11 protein-coding genes are annotated in these 13,275 nt (G+C 63.7%); 4 read left to right on the top strand and 7 right to left on the bottom strand.

The window, feature by feature from the left end; translation table 11 throughout:
* Nucleotides 1-83 precede the first annotated feature (83 nt).
* Nucleotides 84-938 (bottom strand): SIS domain-containing protein, encoded by an 855-nt coding sequence (locus tag OPV09_RS23280; RefSeq protein WP_034750862.1) that lies wholly within the window; start codon nucleotides 936-938, stop codon nucleotides 84-86.
* Between the two features lie 87 nt (nucleotides 939-1,025).
* Entirely contained in the window at nucleotides 1,026-2,498 is a 1,473-nt protein-coding gene (gene zwf / locus OPV09_RS23275; RefSeq protein ID WP_034750861.1) for a glucose-6-phosphate dehydrogenase, read from the bottom strand.
* A 563-nt stretch (nucleotides 2,499-3,061) separates the two neighbouring features.
* On the opposite strand from zwf, the gene OPV09_RS23270 reads away from it, so the two are divergent.
* A complete protein-coding gene (locus OPV09_RS23270) occupies nucleotides 3,062-4,015 on the top strand; it encodes a chemotaxis protein (protein WP_034750860.1) in 954 nt (317 codons plus the stop codon).
* Between the two features lie 240 nt (nucleotides 4,016-4,255).
* Here OPV09_RS23270 and OPV09_RS23265 read toward each other — a convergent pair whose 3' ends face one another.
* Both OPV09_RS23265 and pgi read right to left on the bottom strand, forming a co-directional pair.
* Nucleotides 4,256-5,152 (bottom strand): SMP-30/gluconolactonase/LRE family protein, encoded by an 897-nt coding sequence (locus tag OPV09_RS23265; RefSeq protein WP_338679490.1) that lies wholly within the window; start codon nucleotides 5,150-5,152, stop codon nucleotides 4,256-4,258.
* Nucleotides 5,153-5,166: 14 nt separating this feature from the next.
* Entirely contained in the window at nucleotides 5,167-6,831 is a 1,665-nt protein-coding gene (gene pgi, locus OPV09_RS23260; protein ID WP_338679489.1) for a glucose-6-phosphate isomerase, read from the bottom strand.
* A gap of 336 nt (nucleotides 6,832-7,167) precedes the next feature.
* Here pgi and edd point away from each other — a divergent pair, with 336 nt between their 5' ends.
* From edd to OPV09_RS23245, 3 genes are read left to right on the top strand one after another with little or no spacing between them, the layout of a single operon-like run.
* Nucleotides 7,168-9,081: a phosphogluconate dehydratase gene (gene edd / locus OPV09_RS23255; protein ID WP_338679488.1), complete on the top strand. Its 1,914-nt coding sequence runs from the start codon at nucleotides 7,168-7,170 to the stop codon at nucleotides 9,079-9,081.
* 3 nt (nucleotides 9,082-9,084) lie between these two features.
* Nucleotides 9,085-9,714 carry a bifunctional 4-hydroxy-2-oxoglutarate aldolase/2-dehydro-3-deoxy-phosphogluconate aldolase gene (locus OPV09_RS23250; protein WP_070303463.1) on the top strand — a complete coding sequence of 210 codons (630 nt, stop codon included), beginning with the start codon at nucleotides 9,085-9,087 and terminating at the stop codon, nucleotides 9,712-9,714.
* 57 nt (nucleotides 9,715-9,771) lie between these two features.
* Nucleotides 9,772-10,293: a Rhs element Vgr protein gene (locus tag OPV09_RS23245; protein WP_338679487.1), complete on the top strand. Its 522-nt coding sequence runs from the start codon at nucleotides 9,772-9,774 to the stop codon at nucleotides 10,291-10,293.
* Nucleotides 10,294-10,301: 8 nt separating this feature from the next.
* On the opposite strand, the gene OPV09_RS23240 is transcribed toward OPV09_RS23245, so the two are convergent.
* From OPV09_RS23240 to OPV09_RS23230, 3 genes are read right to left on the bottom strand one after another with little or no spacing between them, the layout of a single operon-like run.
* Nucleotides 10,302-11,318, bottom strand: coding sequence for a LytR C-terminal domain-containing protein (locus tag OPV09_RS23240; protein WP_338679486.1), 1,017 nt, complete (start codon nucleotides 11,316-11,318; stop codon nucleotides 10,302-10,304).
* A gap of 13 nt (nucleotides 11,319-11,331) precedes the next feature.
* Complete coding sequence (locus OPV09_RS23235) at nucleotides 11,332-12,279, bottom strand: type II secretion system F family protein (protein ID WP_338679485.1); 948 nt, start codon at nucleotides 12,277-12,279, stop codon at nucleotides 11,332-11,334.
* A gap of 19 nt (nucleotides 12,280-12,298) precedes the next feature.
* Nucleotides 12,299-13,273, bottom strand: a complete 975-nt coding sequence (locus OPV09_RS23230; protein ID WP_338679484.1) for a type II secretion system F family protein — start codon at nucleotides 13,271-13,273, stop codon at nucleotides 12,299-12,301.
* Nucleotides 13,274-13,275 lie beyond the last annotated feature (2 nt).

Genomic DNA, 13,275 nt, shown 5'->3' with positions numbered 1-13,275 from the left:
TGCTGAGCCCGATCTATTTCATTCCGCCACCCTGGCTAAGGAGCTGCCCCAGCAGGGCTGGGGCCGGCAGGGGATCAGCCGGATCAGCCGATGAAGGAATCGAACTGCATGTCGAATTCCTGCAGCGCTTTCTGCGCATTCTGCATCTTCTTGCGGAATTCAGGTCCCCGCTGCAGGGCCAGGCCCACGGCCAGCACGTCGATTACGACCAGGTAGGCCAGGCGCGCGGAAATCGGGGTGTAGGGGTCGGTGTTGAAGACCAGGTCGATCGGGATCAGGACGGTCGCCAGGTCGGCCAGCGGCGTGCCCGATGGGGCCAGCACGACGACGTCGGCGCCGCCGCGGCGCGCCAGTTTCACGGAGCGGACCAGAGCGGGGCTGTTGCCGCGCTGCGAGATGGCCACCAGGCAGTCGCCGCCGCGCAGCAGGGCCGCGGCGATGCTGTGGATGTTCGGATCGCTGTAGGCGACCGTCGGCACGCCCGAGCGGAAGAACTTGTGCTGCGCGTCTGCCGCCACGATGCCCGACGTGCCCTGGCCATAGAATTCGATCTTGCTGGCGCGCGACAGGATGTCGAGCGCGCGCTGGATCGCTTCCGGATTCAGGTTGTTGCGCAGGTCGAGCAGAGTGTTGATCGAGCGGCTGCAGATTTTATTCACCAGGTCGGCCGCCAGGTCGTCCTGCGCCGGCTGCTCGTTCGCGCCCGGCATGGCCAGGGCCAAGCCCTGCGCCAGTTTCAGCTTGAATTCATGCCAGCCGTCATAGCCCAGGGTGCGGCAAAAGCGCACCACGGTCGGTTCCGACACCTGCGCGCTTTTCGCCAGCGCCGTGATGTTCTGGCTGACCGTCTGGTTAGGCTGGTCAAGCACGGCCAGCGCGACCTTCTTCTCCGATTTGGAGAGCGAATCGAGCTGGGTACGAATGGAATCAAGCAGCATCAGGGTAGTCTTCTGGTAGGTGTTCAGGAGTGTGGGGATAATAGGTAAAGGGCCTGCCCATCTGCGGGCAGGCCCCTGTTTTGCCTGTTAATCCTCGGGTAATGCCTCTTCACGCCACTGCAAGCCATCGCGGCCGATCAGGGCGCTGGCGGCCGCGGGGCCCCAGGTGCCAGCCGTGTACGGAATCGGCGCGCTGTCGTTCTGTTCCCAGTTGTCGAGAATCGGCTCGACCCATTCCCAGGCCGCTTCCAGTTCGTCGCCGCGCATGAACAGGGTCAGCTGGCCGCGCAGGACGTCGAGCAGCAAACGCTCGTAGGCGTCCATGCGCGGGGTCTTGAACGATTCGCGGAAATCGAGTTCCAGTTCCGCCGGTTTCAAGCGCATGCCGTCGCCCGGGGTTTTTGCCATCAGGTTCATGCGCAAGCCTTCGTCCGGCTGCAGACGGATCACCAGGCAGTTCGGCTGGAAGCTGGAGGTCGGCTGGTTGAAGATCGAGTGCGGGATCTGCTTGAAGCGCACGACGATCTCGGCCAGGCTGTCGGCCATGCGCTTGCCCGTGCGCAGGTAGAACGGCACGCCGGCCCAGCGCCAGGTATCGATTTCCGCCTTCAGGGCCACGAAGGTTTCGGTGCGCGAATGTTCCGGCGCATCCGGCTCGTCGCGGTAGCTCGGCACGGTGGCGCCGTCGACGTGGCCCGCGCGGTACTGGCCGCGCACGATGTTTTGCGCCAGGGTGGTGGGCGTGAATTTTTTCAGCGAGCGCAGCACTTGCAGCTTTTCATCGCGCACGGCGTCCGGCGCGATCGAGGTCGGCGGTTCCATGGCGACGATGCACAGCAGTTGCAGCAAGTGGTTTTGCAGCATGTCGCGCAGCGCGCCCGACGTGTCGTAGTAACCCATGCGGTTGCCCACGCCCAGCTTTTCGGCGATGGTGATCTGCACGTCGGAAATCCATTCGCGGCGCCACAGCGGTTCGAACAGGATATTGCCGAAGCGCAGGGCCAGCAAGTTCTGCACGGTTTCCTTGCCCAGGTAGTGGTCGATACGGTAGATCTGCGATTCCTGGAAGACCTTGCCCACTTCGGCATTGATCTGCTTGGCGCTGGCCAGGTCGCGGCCCAGCGGTTTTTCCAGCACCACGCGCGAATTCGGCGTCACCAGGCCGTTGTCTTCCAGGTTGTCGCAGATCAGCGCGAACAAGTGCGGCGGCGTCGCCAGGTAGTACACGCGCGTCAGGTCGGCATCGCCGCGCAGCGCTTCGACCAGCGGCGCGTACGTGGCCGCATCGCTGGCGTTGAGCGACACATACACGATGCGCGCGCAGAATTTGCTCCAGGTGGCGGCATTCAGGGTGCTGGCCTTGATATGCGGGCGCGAGTTGGTTTCCACCATTTTCAGGAAGGCATCCTGGCCGCTGTCCTGGCGGCCCACACAGATGATGCGCGCCGTCGGCGGCAAATCGTTCGCGACGTCGCGCGCATACATTGCAGGCAGCAACTTGCGCATTGCTAAATCGCCGCTGCCGCCAAACAGGACCAGGTCAAAATCGGTAAGTGCCATAAGTGAGTGTCGTCGCAAAAGTAAAAGGGCCGGAGCGGGGAGGAAGCCGACCGGAAGTGCCAGTCTGTCGCTACTATAATCGGTGGTGTAAATTTACTACGTAGAACAGGCAATTGCAAGAAATTTTACTACATTCCAACGGCTGCCGTCGCCATTTTGCCCTGTATGCCTGCCAGCGGTGCCGGCATGGCCATTATATGCCGTTCGCTGGCCTGGGTAGGCTATCGCGATTTGCACGCGGCGTTTCAAAGTAACCATGGTTGCCAGGGAAATTTCTAGTTCTCCACGTCATCATTTGCGCTGTAGCAACAGGCAAAGCAAGAAATGCTGTCAGGATCGCCGTTGGCAGCGTAAAGTAGCTTTGGAGAAAGTAAAAAACCGTATAATTCAAGCTCGAATCGATAGCAACTATTGGTTGTAAGAAATTGTACGATACATACTGCACCGCTAGCGCCGGCCATGCCCCGAACCCGCCATCCGACGTCCATGCGACGTGCAGTCCGCACTGTCCGCAGCATCAGGGGCAGGCGACTTAACTTTACAAGACGGCTCAAGGGGACACAATGAATTCAATGCAGCAAGATGTCGATGAACGCACCAGCCTGACAGGTAATAACAAATTCGAACTGTTCCTGTTCAAGCTCGGTACCAGTGATCACTCGACCAGCCGCGAACTGTTCGGCATCAATGTGTTCAAAGTCCGTGAAATCATGGAAATGCCTGCCATCACGGCGGTGGCCGGTTCGCACCCGCACATGCTGGGCGTGGTCAACATCCGTGGCCAGATCGTGCCCGTGATCGACTTGCCGATGGCGGTCGGCTGCAAGAGCAGCGGCTTGAAGATCCTGATGGTGACCGAATTTGCCCGCTCGACACAGGCGTTTGCCGTGGAAGAGGTCGATGAAATCGTGCGCCTGGAATGGAATCAGGTGCTGTCGGCCGAGTCGAGCGTTGGCGGCGGCCTCGTTACCAGCATTGCCCGCCTCGATGGCGATACGGACAAGACACGCCTGGCGCAAGTGCTGGACGTGGAGCAAATCCTGCGCAACGTGCTGCCGTCGGGCGACCCGGACGTGGACGAGAACAGCATCGGCCCGCAAGTGCGCTTGCCGGCCGGCGCCGTGATCCTTGCGGCCGACGATTCCTCGCTGGCCCGCTCGCTGATCGAAAAAGGCCTCGAAGCGATGGGCGTGCCTTTCATCATGACCAAGACGGGCAAGGAAGCGTGGGAACGCCTGCAGGCCATCTCGGCCCAGGCGGCCACGGAAGGCAAGACGGCGAAAGACAAGGTCGCGCTGGTGCTGACCGACCTGGAAATGCCGGAAATGGATGGCTTTACCTTGACGCGCAACATCAAGAACGATGGCCGTTTCTCCAACATCCCCGTGGTGATCCACTCGTCGCTGACGGGCTCGACCAACGAAGACCACGTCAAGGGCGTGGGCGCCGATGGCTATGTGGCGAAGTTTGTGGCGGCTGAATTGGCCGAGACGATCCGCAAGGTATTGTCGCGGTAATCCGACGCGGCCACGGTCAACACTGTTGTCGGATTACACGGGCCTTCGTCCCGCTAATCCGACCTACGCCGTTGCGCAAGAAAAAGCGCCGGACCCTCGCGGGTGCCGGCGCTTTTTCTTGCTGGCAAACGATTACGGCTGGTCCGCCACGCCTCTGGGCACGTGGCAGTCCGGTAGGTCGGATTGGCGCAGCGAAGCTGCGCGTAATCCGACGCCGCCACGGTCAACAATGGTGTCGGATTACGCCTGGTAAGCTGTTTCCGGCTGGCCCGCCACGTCCACGCGCACGGACAGCACGTGGCCCGTCAACGGGTAGTCGGCGATTTCGGCGGCGGAGCGGTTGTGGCTGGCGCTGGTGATGTACAGGGTGCGCAGGTCGGGGCCGCCGAATGTCACCATGGTGGGGCAGCGCACGGGCACGGTGATTTCGCCCAGCAAATGGCCATCGGGGGCGAAGCGCAAGATCTTGCCGCCTTCAAACATGGCCGACCAGTAATTGCCTTCGCTGTCGACGGCCGCGCCATCGGGGCGCCCGCCGTAATCAAACGCTTTCTTGTCCGTGGAAAAACGCTGGAACGGTTGCGGCGCGGAAATGGCACCCGTGGCTGCATCGAAATCGAAGCGGTCGATGCGGTGCGTGGTGGTATCCGAGTGGTACATGGTGCGCTTGTCCGGGCTGAAGCCCAGGCCGTTCGACACGGTCATGCCGCCCGACCAGACCTTGCGTACTTGTCCCTTGTCCAGCACGAACATTTCCGCCGCGTCGGCGCTGCGCGGCTCGAAAATCGTGCCGACCCAGAAACGGCCTGCCGGATCGACCTTGCCATCGTTGAAGCGCGTGGTGCTCATGTCGAACGGCGCCGCAGCGATTTCCGCCAGGCTGCCCGTCTTTGTGTCGAGGTGGGCGAAACCGCTGCGCAAGGCCACGATCAGGCCGCCGCCGGCGTTGATCGCCAGCGCCGACGGTTCCGTCGGCATGCTCCATTGCTCATGCTTGCCGCTGGCCGGATGCAAGCGGTGCACGGCGCGGCCATCGATGTCGACCCAGTACAGGGCCGCTTCCTTGCCATGCCATAGCGGGCATTCGCCCACTTGCATGGGCTTGTCGCTGACTACTTTGATTTCGTAAATATTCATAAACCTCAAATAAGTTAGTACGCCGCCTTGGCGGCTTTCGCCAAGGCAATCAAGCCATTGGTCGAGCTGTCGTGGTGGTCGGGACGGGCTTCGCCCGTCAGTTCGGCCTGGATTTTCTTGGCCAGCACCTTGCCCAGTTCCACGCCCCACTGGTCGAAACTGTTGACGTTCCACAAGACGCCCTGCACGAAGGTCTTGTGTTCGTACAGCGCGATCAGGGCGCCCAGGGTGGTCGGGGTCAGCTGGTCCATCAGGATGGTGTTGCTGGGGCGGTTGCCTGGGAAGGTCTTGTGCGGCACCAGCGCCTCGATCTCGTTTTCCGGCAATCCTTGCGCCTGCAAATCAAGACGCACCTCGTCGCCCGTCTTGCCCGTCATGAAGGCTTCCGACTGGGCGAAGCAGTTGGCCAGCAGGGCGTCGTGGTGGCCCGGCAAATCGTGCGTGGCGCGCAGGGCGGCGATGAAGTCGATGGGCGTGATGTCCGTGCCCTGGTGCAGCAGCTGGAAATATGCGTGTTGCGCATTCGTGCCGCAATCGCCCCAGATGACGGGACCGGTGGGTACGTCGACGGGCATGCCATCCTTGGTGACGCGCTTGCCGTTGCTTTCCATGTCCAGCTGTTGCAGATAGGCGGCAAAGCGGCTCAAGTCCTGGTGATACGGCGCGATGGAAACGGAGCCGCAGTCGAGGAACTGGCGGTTCCAGAAACCGACCATGGCCAGCACGACGGGCATGTTCTGTTCCAGGGGCGCCTGGCGGAAATGCTGGTCCATCGCATGCGCGCCGGCGAGGAAATCGCTGAAGTATTCAAAGCCGACGGACAGGGCCACGGCCAGGCCGATCGACGACCAGACGGAATAGCGGCCGCCGACCCAGTCCCAGAACGGGAACATATTGTCCGGCGAAATGCCGAAGTCGACGATGGCTTGCGTATTGGTCGAGACGGCCACAAAATGCTGGGCCAGATCCTTTTCTTCGCCTTCGAGCAGGAACCAGGCGCGCGCCGTGTTGGCGTTGAGCATGGTTTCTGCCGTAACAAAAGTTTTCGAAGCCACGATGAACAGGGTCGTTTCCGGATCGACCTTGGACAAGGTCGCTTCCATGTCGTGACCGTCGACGTTGGAAACAAAGTGCATTTCCAGGCCCGGGTTGGCGTAGGAGCGCAGGGCCAGGCACGCCATTTTCGGGCCCAGGTCCGAGCCGCCGATGCCGATGTTGACGATGTCGCAAATCGGCTTGCCCGTGTAGCCGAGCCAGCTGCCATTGCGCACCTTGTCTGTAAATGCCTTGACGCGTTGCAGCACATCTTGCACGTCGGCATCGATATCCTGGCCATCGACGACCAGCCTGGTGCCGCGTGGCGCGCGCAAAGCCGTATGCAGAACGGCCCGATGTTCGGTAAGATTGATTTTCTCGCCAGTGAACATGGCTTCGCGCTGCGTTTCCACGCCGCGTTCGCGGGCCAGGTCCATCAGCAGGCCCATGGCGGTGGCGTCGACACGGTTCTTCGAGTAATCGAGCAGCAGGCCGGCCGCATCGACGGTCATGCTGGAAAAGCGGGCGGGGTCGGCCGCGAACAGCTGGCGCAGATGCACGTCGCGCAGGCTGGCGCTATGCGCTTGCAGGGACTGGAAACTGGCGGTGGCGGTGATGGCAGGAGTAGGTGCTGGCTGGCGCATGGCGGTCGGCTTGGGTGCTTGTCTCGGTTGAAAGGAGCGCGGCGCGTTCGTCGTGGCGAACAGCGGATCCGGCATTGGTATGAGAATAATACATCAGAAAAACGTAATTTCACTACAGTTTGTGACGCGAAGCGGATTTTGTTGTGCTTTTTTTAGCGATGGCGCCTGCGACATATAAGAGCCATGTTGGCACGTGCCGGTATGCGATATTTGCCGGGTTTGCCTTGATACGCCGCAATCTGTCGCTTATTTGTGTTGCTGGCCCATGCAAGAGCGCTTCTTCTTCACCATTTTGTAGTAAAATTTCACGAAATACTCATTTTTAAGGAAATCCATATGGCGCTGCATCCAGTAGTCGAATCCGTAACAGCGCGCATCATCGCGCGCAGCCGGCCATCGCGCGGCGCCTACCTGGCGCATCTGGATGCGGCCCGCATCCAGGGCGTGCAGCGCGGCGCCCTGTCGTGCACCAACCTGGCGCACGGCTTTGCCGCCTTTCCCGCCAACGACAAGCTGTCGCTGAAGGAATACAAGAAGCCGTCCGTGGCCATCGTGTCCTCGTACAACGACATGCTGTCGGCGCACCAGCCTTTCGAAGGCTTCCCGCAGATCATCAAGCAAGCCGTGCGCGAAGTGGGCGCCGTCGCCCAGTTCGCCGGTGGCGTGCCCGCCATGTGCGATGGCGTGACGCAAGGCCAGCCGGGCATGGAACTGTCGCTGTTCTCGCGCGACACCATCGCCATGTCGACGGCCGTGGCGCTGTCGCACAATATGTTCGACGCCGCCCTGTACCTGGGCGTGTGCGACAAGATCGTGCCGGGCCTGTTGATCGGCGCGCTGCACTTCGGCCACTTGCCGGCCGTATTCGTGCCGGCCGGCCCGATGACGTCGGGCCTGTCGAACAAGGAAAAAGCCCAGGTGCGCCAGTTGTATGCGCAAGGCAAGGCCACGCGTGAAGACTTGCTCGAAGGCGAATCGAAAGCCTACCACGGCGCCGGCACCTGTACCTTCTACGGCACGGCGAACAGCAACCAGATGCTGATGGAAGTGATGGGCTTGCACATGCCGGGCGCCGCCTTCATCACGCCGAACACGCCGCTGCGCGATGCGCTGACTGTGGCCGCCTCCCAGCGCGCCGCCGCCATCACGGCGCAAAGCGCCAGCTATTTGCCGGTTGGCCATATCGTCGACGAAAAATGTATCGTCAACGCCGTCGTGGGCTTGCTGGCCACGGGCGGCTCGACCAACCACACCCTGCACCTGGTGGCGATTGCCAAGGCGGCCGGCATCGTCATCGACTGGAACGATTTCAATGAACTGTCGGCCATCGTGCCGATGCTCACGCGCATCTACCCGAACGGCGACGCCGACGTGAACCATTTCCACGCGGCCGGTGGCACCGGTTACCTGATCCGCGAATTGCTGGACGCGGGCTTGCTGCACGAAGACGTCAACACCATCCTGGGCCACGGCTTGCGCGCGCACTGCATGGAGCCGTTCCTCGGCGAAGACGGCAAGGTCTTCTGGAAAGATGCTCCAGCCGCCAGCGCCGATGAAAACGTGCTGCGCCCCGCCTCGAATCCGTTCGCGCCGGACGGCGGCATGGTCCTGGTCGCAGGTAACCTGGGCCGCGCCGTGATGAAGGTCTCGGCCGTCAAGCCGGAGCACCGCACGGTCGAAGCGCCTGCCCTCGTGTTCAATTCGCAGGAAGATTTCATGGCCGCCTACAAGGCGGGATCGCTGGACCGCGACTTTGTCGCCGTGCTGCGCTTCCAGGGCCCGCGCGCCAACGGCATGCCGGAACTGCATGCGCTGACGCCGGCGCTGGCCAACCTTCAGGATGCGGGCCGCCACGTGGCGCTCGTTACCGATGGCCGCATGTCGGGCGCGTCGGGCAAGGTGCCGGCCGCCATCCACGTGTCGCCAGAGATTCTCGCCGGCGGCCCGCTGGGCCTCGTGCGCGACGGCGACATCATCCGTCTCGACGCCTTTACCGGCGTGCTTGAGGCGCTGGTGCCGGCCGACGTCTGGCACGCGCGTTCGCTGGTCACGGCCGACCTGTCGCCGAACCACATCGGCATGGGCCGCGAGCTGTTTTCCATGTTCCGTTCCACCGTCAGCGCGGCGGAAGAAGGTGCAACCACCTTCGGCCTGCCGTCGCCGATTCCCACCACCGTCGCCTTGCACGACGCCGACAATGTCGGTGACACCGTACCGGGTTCCGATGAAGACTTTTTGGCTAGGAAATAAGAGATGACCATGACACTACTGGAAATTATGCGCACCTCGAGCGTGATCCCCGTGATTGCGATCGACGATCCTGAACACGCCGTACCGCTGGCGCGCGCGCTGGTGGCGGGCGGCATCCGCGTGCTGGAAGTAACCTTGCGCACCAAGCATGGCCTGGAAGCGATCCGCGCCATGTCGGAAGTACCGGGCGCCATCGTCGGCGTGGGCACCTTGACGCGTCCCGAGGAATTCGTGCAGGCGCGCGATGCGGGCGCCGTCTTCGGCGTCTCGCCAGGCCTGACGTCGGCCCTGGTGGCGGCGGCGAAAAGCAGCGGCTTGCCCTTGCTGCCAGGCGTGATGACGCCAGGCGAAGTGATGGCGGCGCGTGAAAACGGCTTCCAGCAGCTGAAACTGTTCCCGGCCGTGCCGGCCGGCGGCATCGGCATGCTCAACGCGATCTACGGCCCGCTGCCAGACGTGACGTTCTGCCCGACGGGCGGCATCTCGCAAGAGACGGCGTCGCAGTTCCTGGCGCTGAAAAACGTCGCCTGCGTGGGCGGCTCCTGGCTGACACCGAAAGACGCGATCGCGGCCGGCAACTGGGACCGCATCACTGAAATCGCCAAGGCTGCCAGCGGCTTACGTTCGGTTTAATCGGTACCTGTGCGGCAAGCTCCCATGCTTGCCGCTTCTTTCTTCTGACGGAGTGCCATGCGCGTCTTGCGCCGCCCCTTCACCATCGGCGAAACCGCCATGGCCCGCAGCGTCTTCCAGGGCGCCATCGACTACGCGCGCGTGCGCGTCGTGCGCGGCTCCTTTCTACCGTTTGGCTTGCAGGACCAGAACACGGCGATGACGCCGCGCGGCAGCCTGCACTTCATGCCGGCCCAGTACCGCGACGATTTCTCGCGCGAAGGCAACAGCGGCAAGCTGTTCTTCATCCACGAAATGGTGCACGTGTGGCAGTACCAGCTTGGCTACAGCGTGCTGCTGCATGGCGTGCTGCTGGCGCTGCGCGGCGGCTACATCGGCCAACGCGCCTACCGCTACGATGCGCAAGCGGGCGGCGTCCTGTCCGACTTCAACATGGAGCAGCAGGGCGACATCATCGCCCACTACTTCGGCGCGCGCCAGCTGGGCATTCCCGCCTACGTGGCCAAGCTGCCGCAGCTGCAGGATATCCTGCAAGGCTTCCTGATCAACCCCGCCGACCGCCGCCTGCTGCCGCGCTGATTTCACCGTTACTGCGCCAGGTTAGACGCCAGGCGCACGTTCGGCGCGCGCAGGCTGGCTGCCGCATCCTTGCCCAGCAAGATACGCAGGTCGGCGCCCGCGCCCACGCCGCCGTCGTCCGCCGCCTGCAGCTGCGGCATGCCGCCCAAGGCCAGGGCCAGGGCGGCCGCTGCCTCGGCGTGACCGGGGCGGTAGACGATGCTGCTGGCCTGGACGCCATACGGCCGCTGGTTGCCCAGCCGCAGCACGCTGATGCCCATGCCGCCCAGCATGCCGCGCATGCGCGCCGCCATCCCCGTTGCGCCATTGCCGTTGATGACTTCCAGCCGTGGCAGGGTTGCCACCGGTGCCACCTGTTTTGCCGGCGCTGGCAAGGCGGCGTGCGCCGCCACGGGAGTGTCGCGCCAGCTCAGCGTGAAGATATTCGGCTGCGATTGCGTCAGCTGCAGGCGGCTGGCAGGCGCCGCTGGCGCGGGCGCCGGTGCCAGGTCGGGCACGATGGTCTCCGCGGTGGCATCGACTGTGACTATGCTGCGCGCCAGCGCCGCGATGGTGAGATCCAGATTGGCGCGCGCCGGCTGCTGGCCGTTGTCGAGCTGCAGCGACTGGCGCAGCACGCTGGCCGCCTGGGCATAGTCTCCCTGCAGGTACAGCACGTAGCCGAGGTTGTTGTAGGTCCTCGCCGTCGGCGCCTCTTGCGCCAGCGCCTGCAGCATGCTGCGCGCCGTTTCCAGCTGGCCCAGCTGCGCGTGCAGCACGGCGGCGCCATTGCGCGCGTCGGCCGAGTCGGGCGTCAATAGCAGGGCTTCGCTGTACGCTGCCATCGCCGCGCGCGGGTCGCCCAGTTCCTGCATGCGCTTGCCCAGCTTGCAGAAAGCGGCGCTGCGGGTGGCGGGGCTGTCGTCGATGCGCGCCTGGGGCGGCGCAGCATGGTTGCTCTGAGTGGCCGGACCGGGCAGGTGGCCGCAGGCGGGCAACAGGCCGGTGCAGGCGAACATAAGCATCAGGGTGGTGTGCTGTGACATGGCGGTTCTCCGGTCAGCTGCCGCTGCCCATGCTGGGCAGGAGCACGCGGTAGATTTGCAGGAAGGCTGGTCCCATCAGGACGACCAGCAGCGAAGGGAAGATGAAAAAGATCAGCGGGAACAGCAGCTTGAGGGCGATCTTCGCCGCTTCTTCCTCGGCCAGCTGGCGGCGCTTCGTGCGCAGCTGGTCCGACTGCACGCGCAGCGAGGAGGCGATGCTGGTGCCGAAGCGCTCGGCCTGGATCAGCATGGCCACCAGCGCGTCGACATCCTCGACCCCCGTGCGCAGGGCCAGGTTGCGCAGCGCCCGTTCCTTGGTGTTGCCGGCGCGCAGTTCCAGCATCACCAGGTGCAATTCCTCGGCCAGCACGGCGCTTTTCAGGGCGATTTCGGCCGCCACCCTGGCCAGCGCCGCATCCATGGCCAGGCCCGCTTCCACGCACACCGTCATCAAGTCCAGCGCATCGGGAAAGCTTTCGAAGATATCGCGCTGGCGCCGCTTGATCATTTGCGCCAGCACGATATTGGGCAGGTAGTAGCCGATGGCGGCCACGATCAGCAGCCAGAACAAGAGAGCTTTGCCCGCCATCTGGCTGCCTGACGCGCTCAGTCCCAGGAACAGCAGCAGCGGCAGGCCGATGGCCAGCATGGTCTTGGCGGAAAAGAACAGGATGGGCGCCGATACCTGGCGCAGGCCGGCATTCATGAAGCGCCGGCGCATCACGGAGCCTTCCCAGCCCTGGTCGGGCAGCGACAGCTTGGCCAGCGGGCCGCTCAGGCGCACCATGCGCGCCAGCCAGGGGCTGGGCGCGGAGGCGCCAGGCGCCGCCGCGCTCTTGCCGGTGGCGTTGTCCATGCGCTGGCGCAGGGGATCGGGGGCAAAGCTGCGCATGGCCACCAGCACGGTGCCGAAGACGGCGATGAAGAGCAGGGCGAGAAAGGCGAAATGGACGGGATTCATGAGGATTCTCCTTGCGGGCTCAGACACGGATGCGGATGATATTGCGCATGACCAGGATGCCGCACACCATCATCACCAGTGCGCCGGCGAGCATCTTGCGTCCGCCTGGATCGACGAACAGCATTTCCAGGAATTGCGGATTGGTCAGCTGGATCATGGCCGCCGCGCCGAAAGGCAGCAGCGACAAAATCCAGGCCGACAGCTTGCCTTCGGCCGACAGCACGCGCACCTGTCCCAGCAGCTTGATGCGCTCGCGGATGATGCGGCTGATGCTGTCGAGCAGCTCGGCCAGGTTGCCGCCCGTTTCGCGCTGGATCAGCACGGCGATGACGAAGTAGCGCAAGTCCGTGCTGGGCACGCGCGTGGCCAGGTTCATCAGCGCATCCTGCATGGCGATGCCGAAATTGACTTCGTCGAAAGTGGCGCGAAATTCCACGGCCAGCGGCGCGTTCATTTCATCGCCGACCATCTTCAGGGCGGTGGGGAAGGCGTGGCCGGCGCGCAGGGCACGCGCCATCAGATCGAGCGCATCGGGCAATTGCTGCTCGATGCGCTGCAGGCGCTTGGCCTTGGCGCGCAAGACCACCAGCAGCGGCAGCAGGGCCGCGCCGGCCACCAGCGGCAGGAGCAGCAGCCACGGCACGCTGAAGTAGCTGAGCAGCAAAAACGCGGCGCCGGCCGCAGCCAGCATCAGGCCGGCGAAGCTGGCCACGCTCCAGGTCAGGCCCGACTGTTCCAGCAGGCGGTCGAGCGCATGCACGCGGGGCACGCTGAGCAGCACGCGCTGCAGGGCCGGGGTGTCGCTCAGCAGGCGTTTCTTGATCATCGAGCTGCCCGTGTCGCCATGCGCGCCGGCCGACATGATGCGCAGGCGGCGCGCGACCCTTTCCGCTTCCGGGCCGCGCGAGGTGTTCCACGCCAGGTACACGCCCTCGATCAGCAGTACCACGGCGATGAAGGTGAGGATGGCGAATACGTAATAGAGATAGTCCATGA

The organism is Janthinobacterium sp. TB1-E2, from assembly GCF_036885605.1.
In the GTDB taxonomy this organism is placed as follows: Bacteria; Pseudomonadota; Gammaproteobacteria; order Burkholderiales; family Burkholderiaceae_D; genus Janthinobacterium; species Janthinobacterium aestuarii.
This window is presented reverse-complemented; position numbering and strand designations above follow the sequence as displayed.

Coding starts and splice junctions, on each gene's coding strand:
- OPV09_RS23230 (WP_338679484.1), bottom strand. CDS start 13,273: ATGGACTATCTCTATTACGTATTCGCCATCCTCACCTTCATCGCCGTG.
- edd (WP_338679488.1), top strand. CDS start 7,168: ATGGCGCTGCATCCAGTAGTCGAATCCGTAACAGCGCGCATCATCGCG.
- OPV09_RS23250 (WP_070303463.1), top strand. CDS start 9,085: ATGACCATGACACTACTGGAAATTATGCGCACCTCGAGCGTGATCCCC.
- OPV09_RS23245 (WP_338679487.1), top strand. CDS start 9,772: ATGCGCGTCTTGCGCCGCCCCTTCACCATCGGCGAAACCGCCATGGCC.
- OPV09_RS23270 (WP_034750860.1), top strand. CDS start 3,062: ATGAATTCAATGCAGCAAGATGTCGATGAACGCACCAGCCTGACAGGT.
- OPV09_RS23235 (WP_338679485.1), bottom strand. CDS start 12,279: ATGAATCCCGTCCATTTCGCCTTTCTCGCCCTGCTCTTCATCGCCGTC.
- OPV09_RS23280 (WP_034750862.1), bottom strand. CDS start 938: ATGCTGCTTGATTCCATTCGTACCCAGCTCGATTCGCTCTCCAAATCG.
- pgi (WP_338679489.1), bottom strand. CDS start 6,831: ATGCGCCAGCCAGCACCTACTCCTGCCATCACCGCCACCGCCAGTTTC.
- OPV09_RS23265 (WP_338679490.1), bottom strand. CDS start 5,152: ATGAATATTTACGAAATCAAAGTAGTCAGCGACAAGCCCATGCAAGTG.
- OPV09_RS23240 (WP_338679486.1), bottom strand. CDS start 11,318: ATGTCACAGCACACCACCCTGATGCTTATGTTCGCCTGCACCGGCCTG.
- zwf (WP_034750861.1), bottom strand. CDS start 2,498: ATGGCACTTACCGATTTTGACCTGGTCCTGTTTGGCGGCAGCGGCGAT.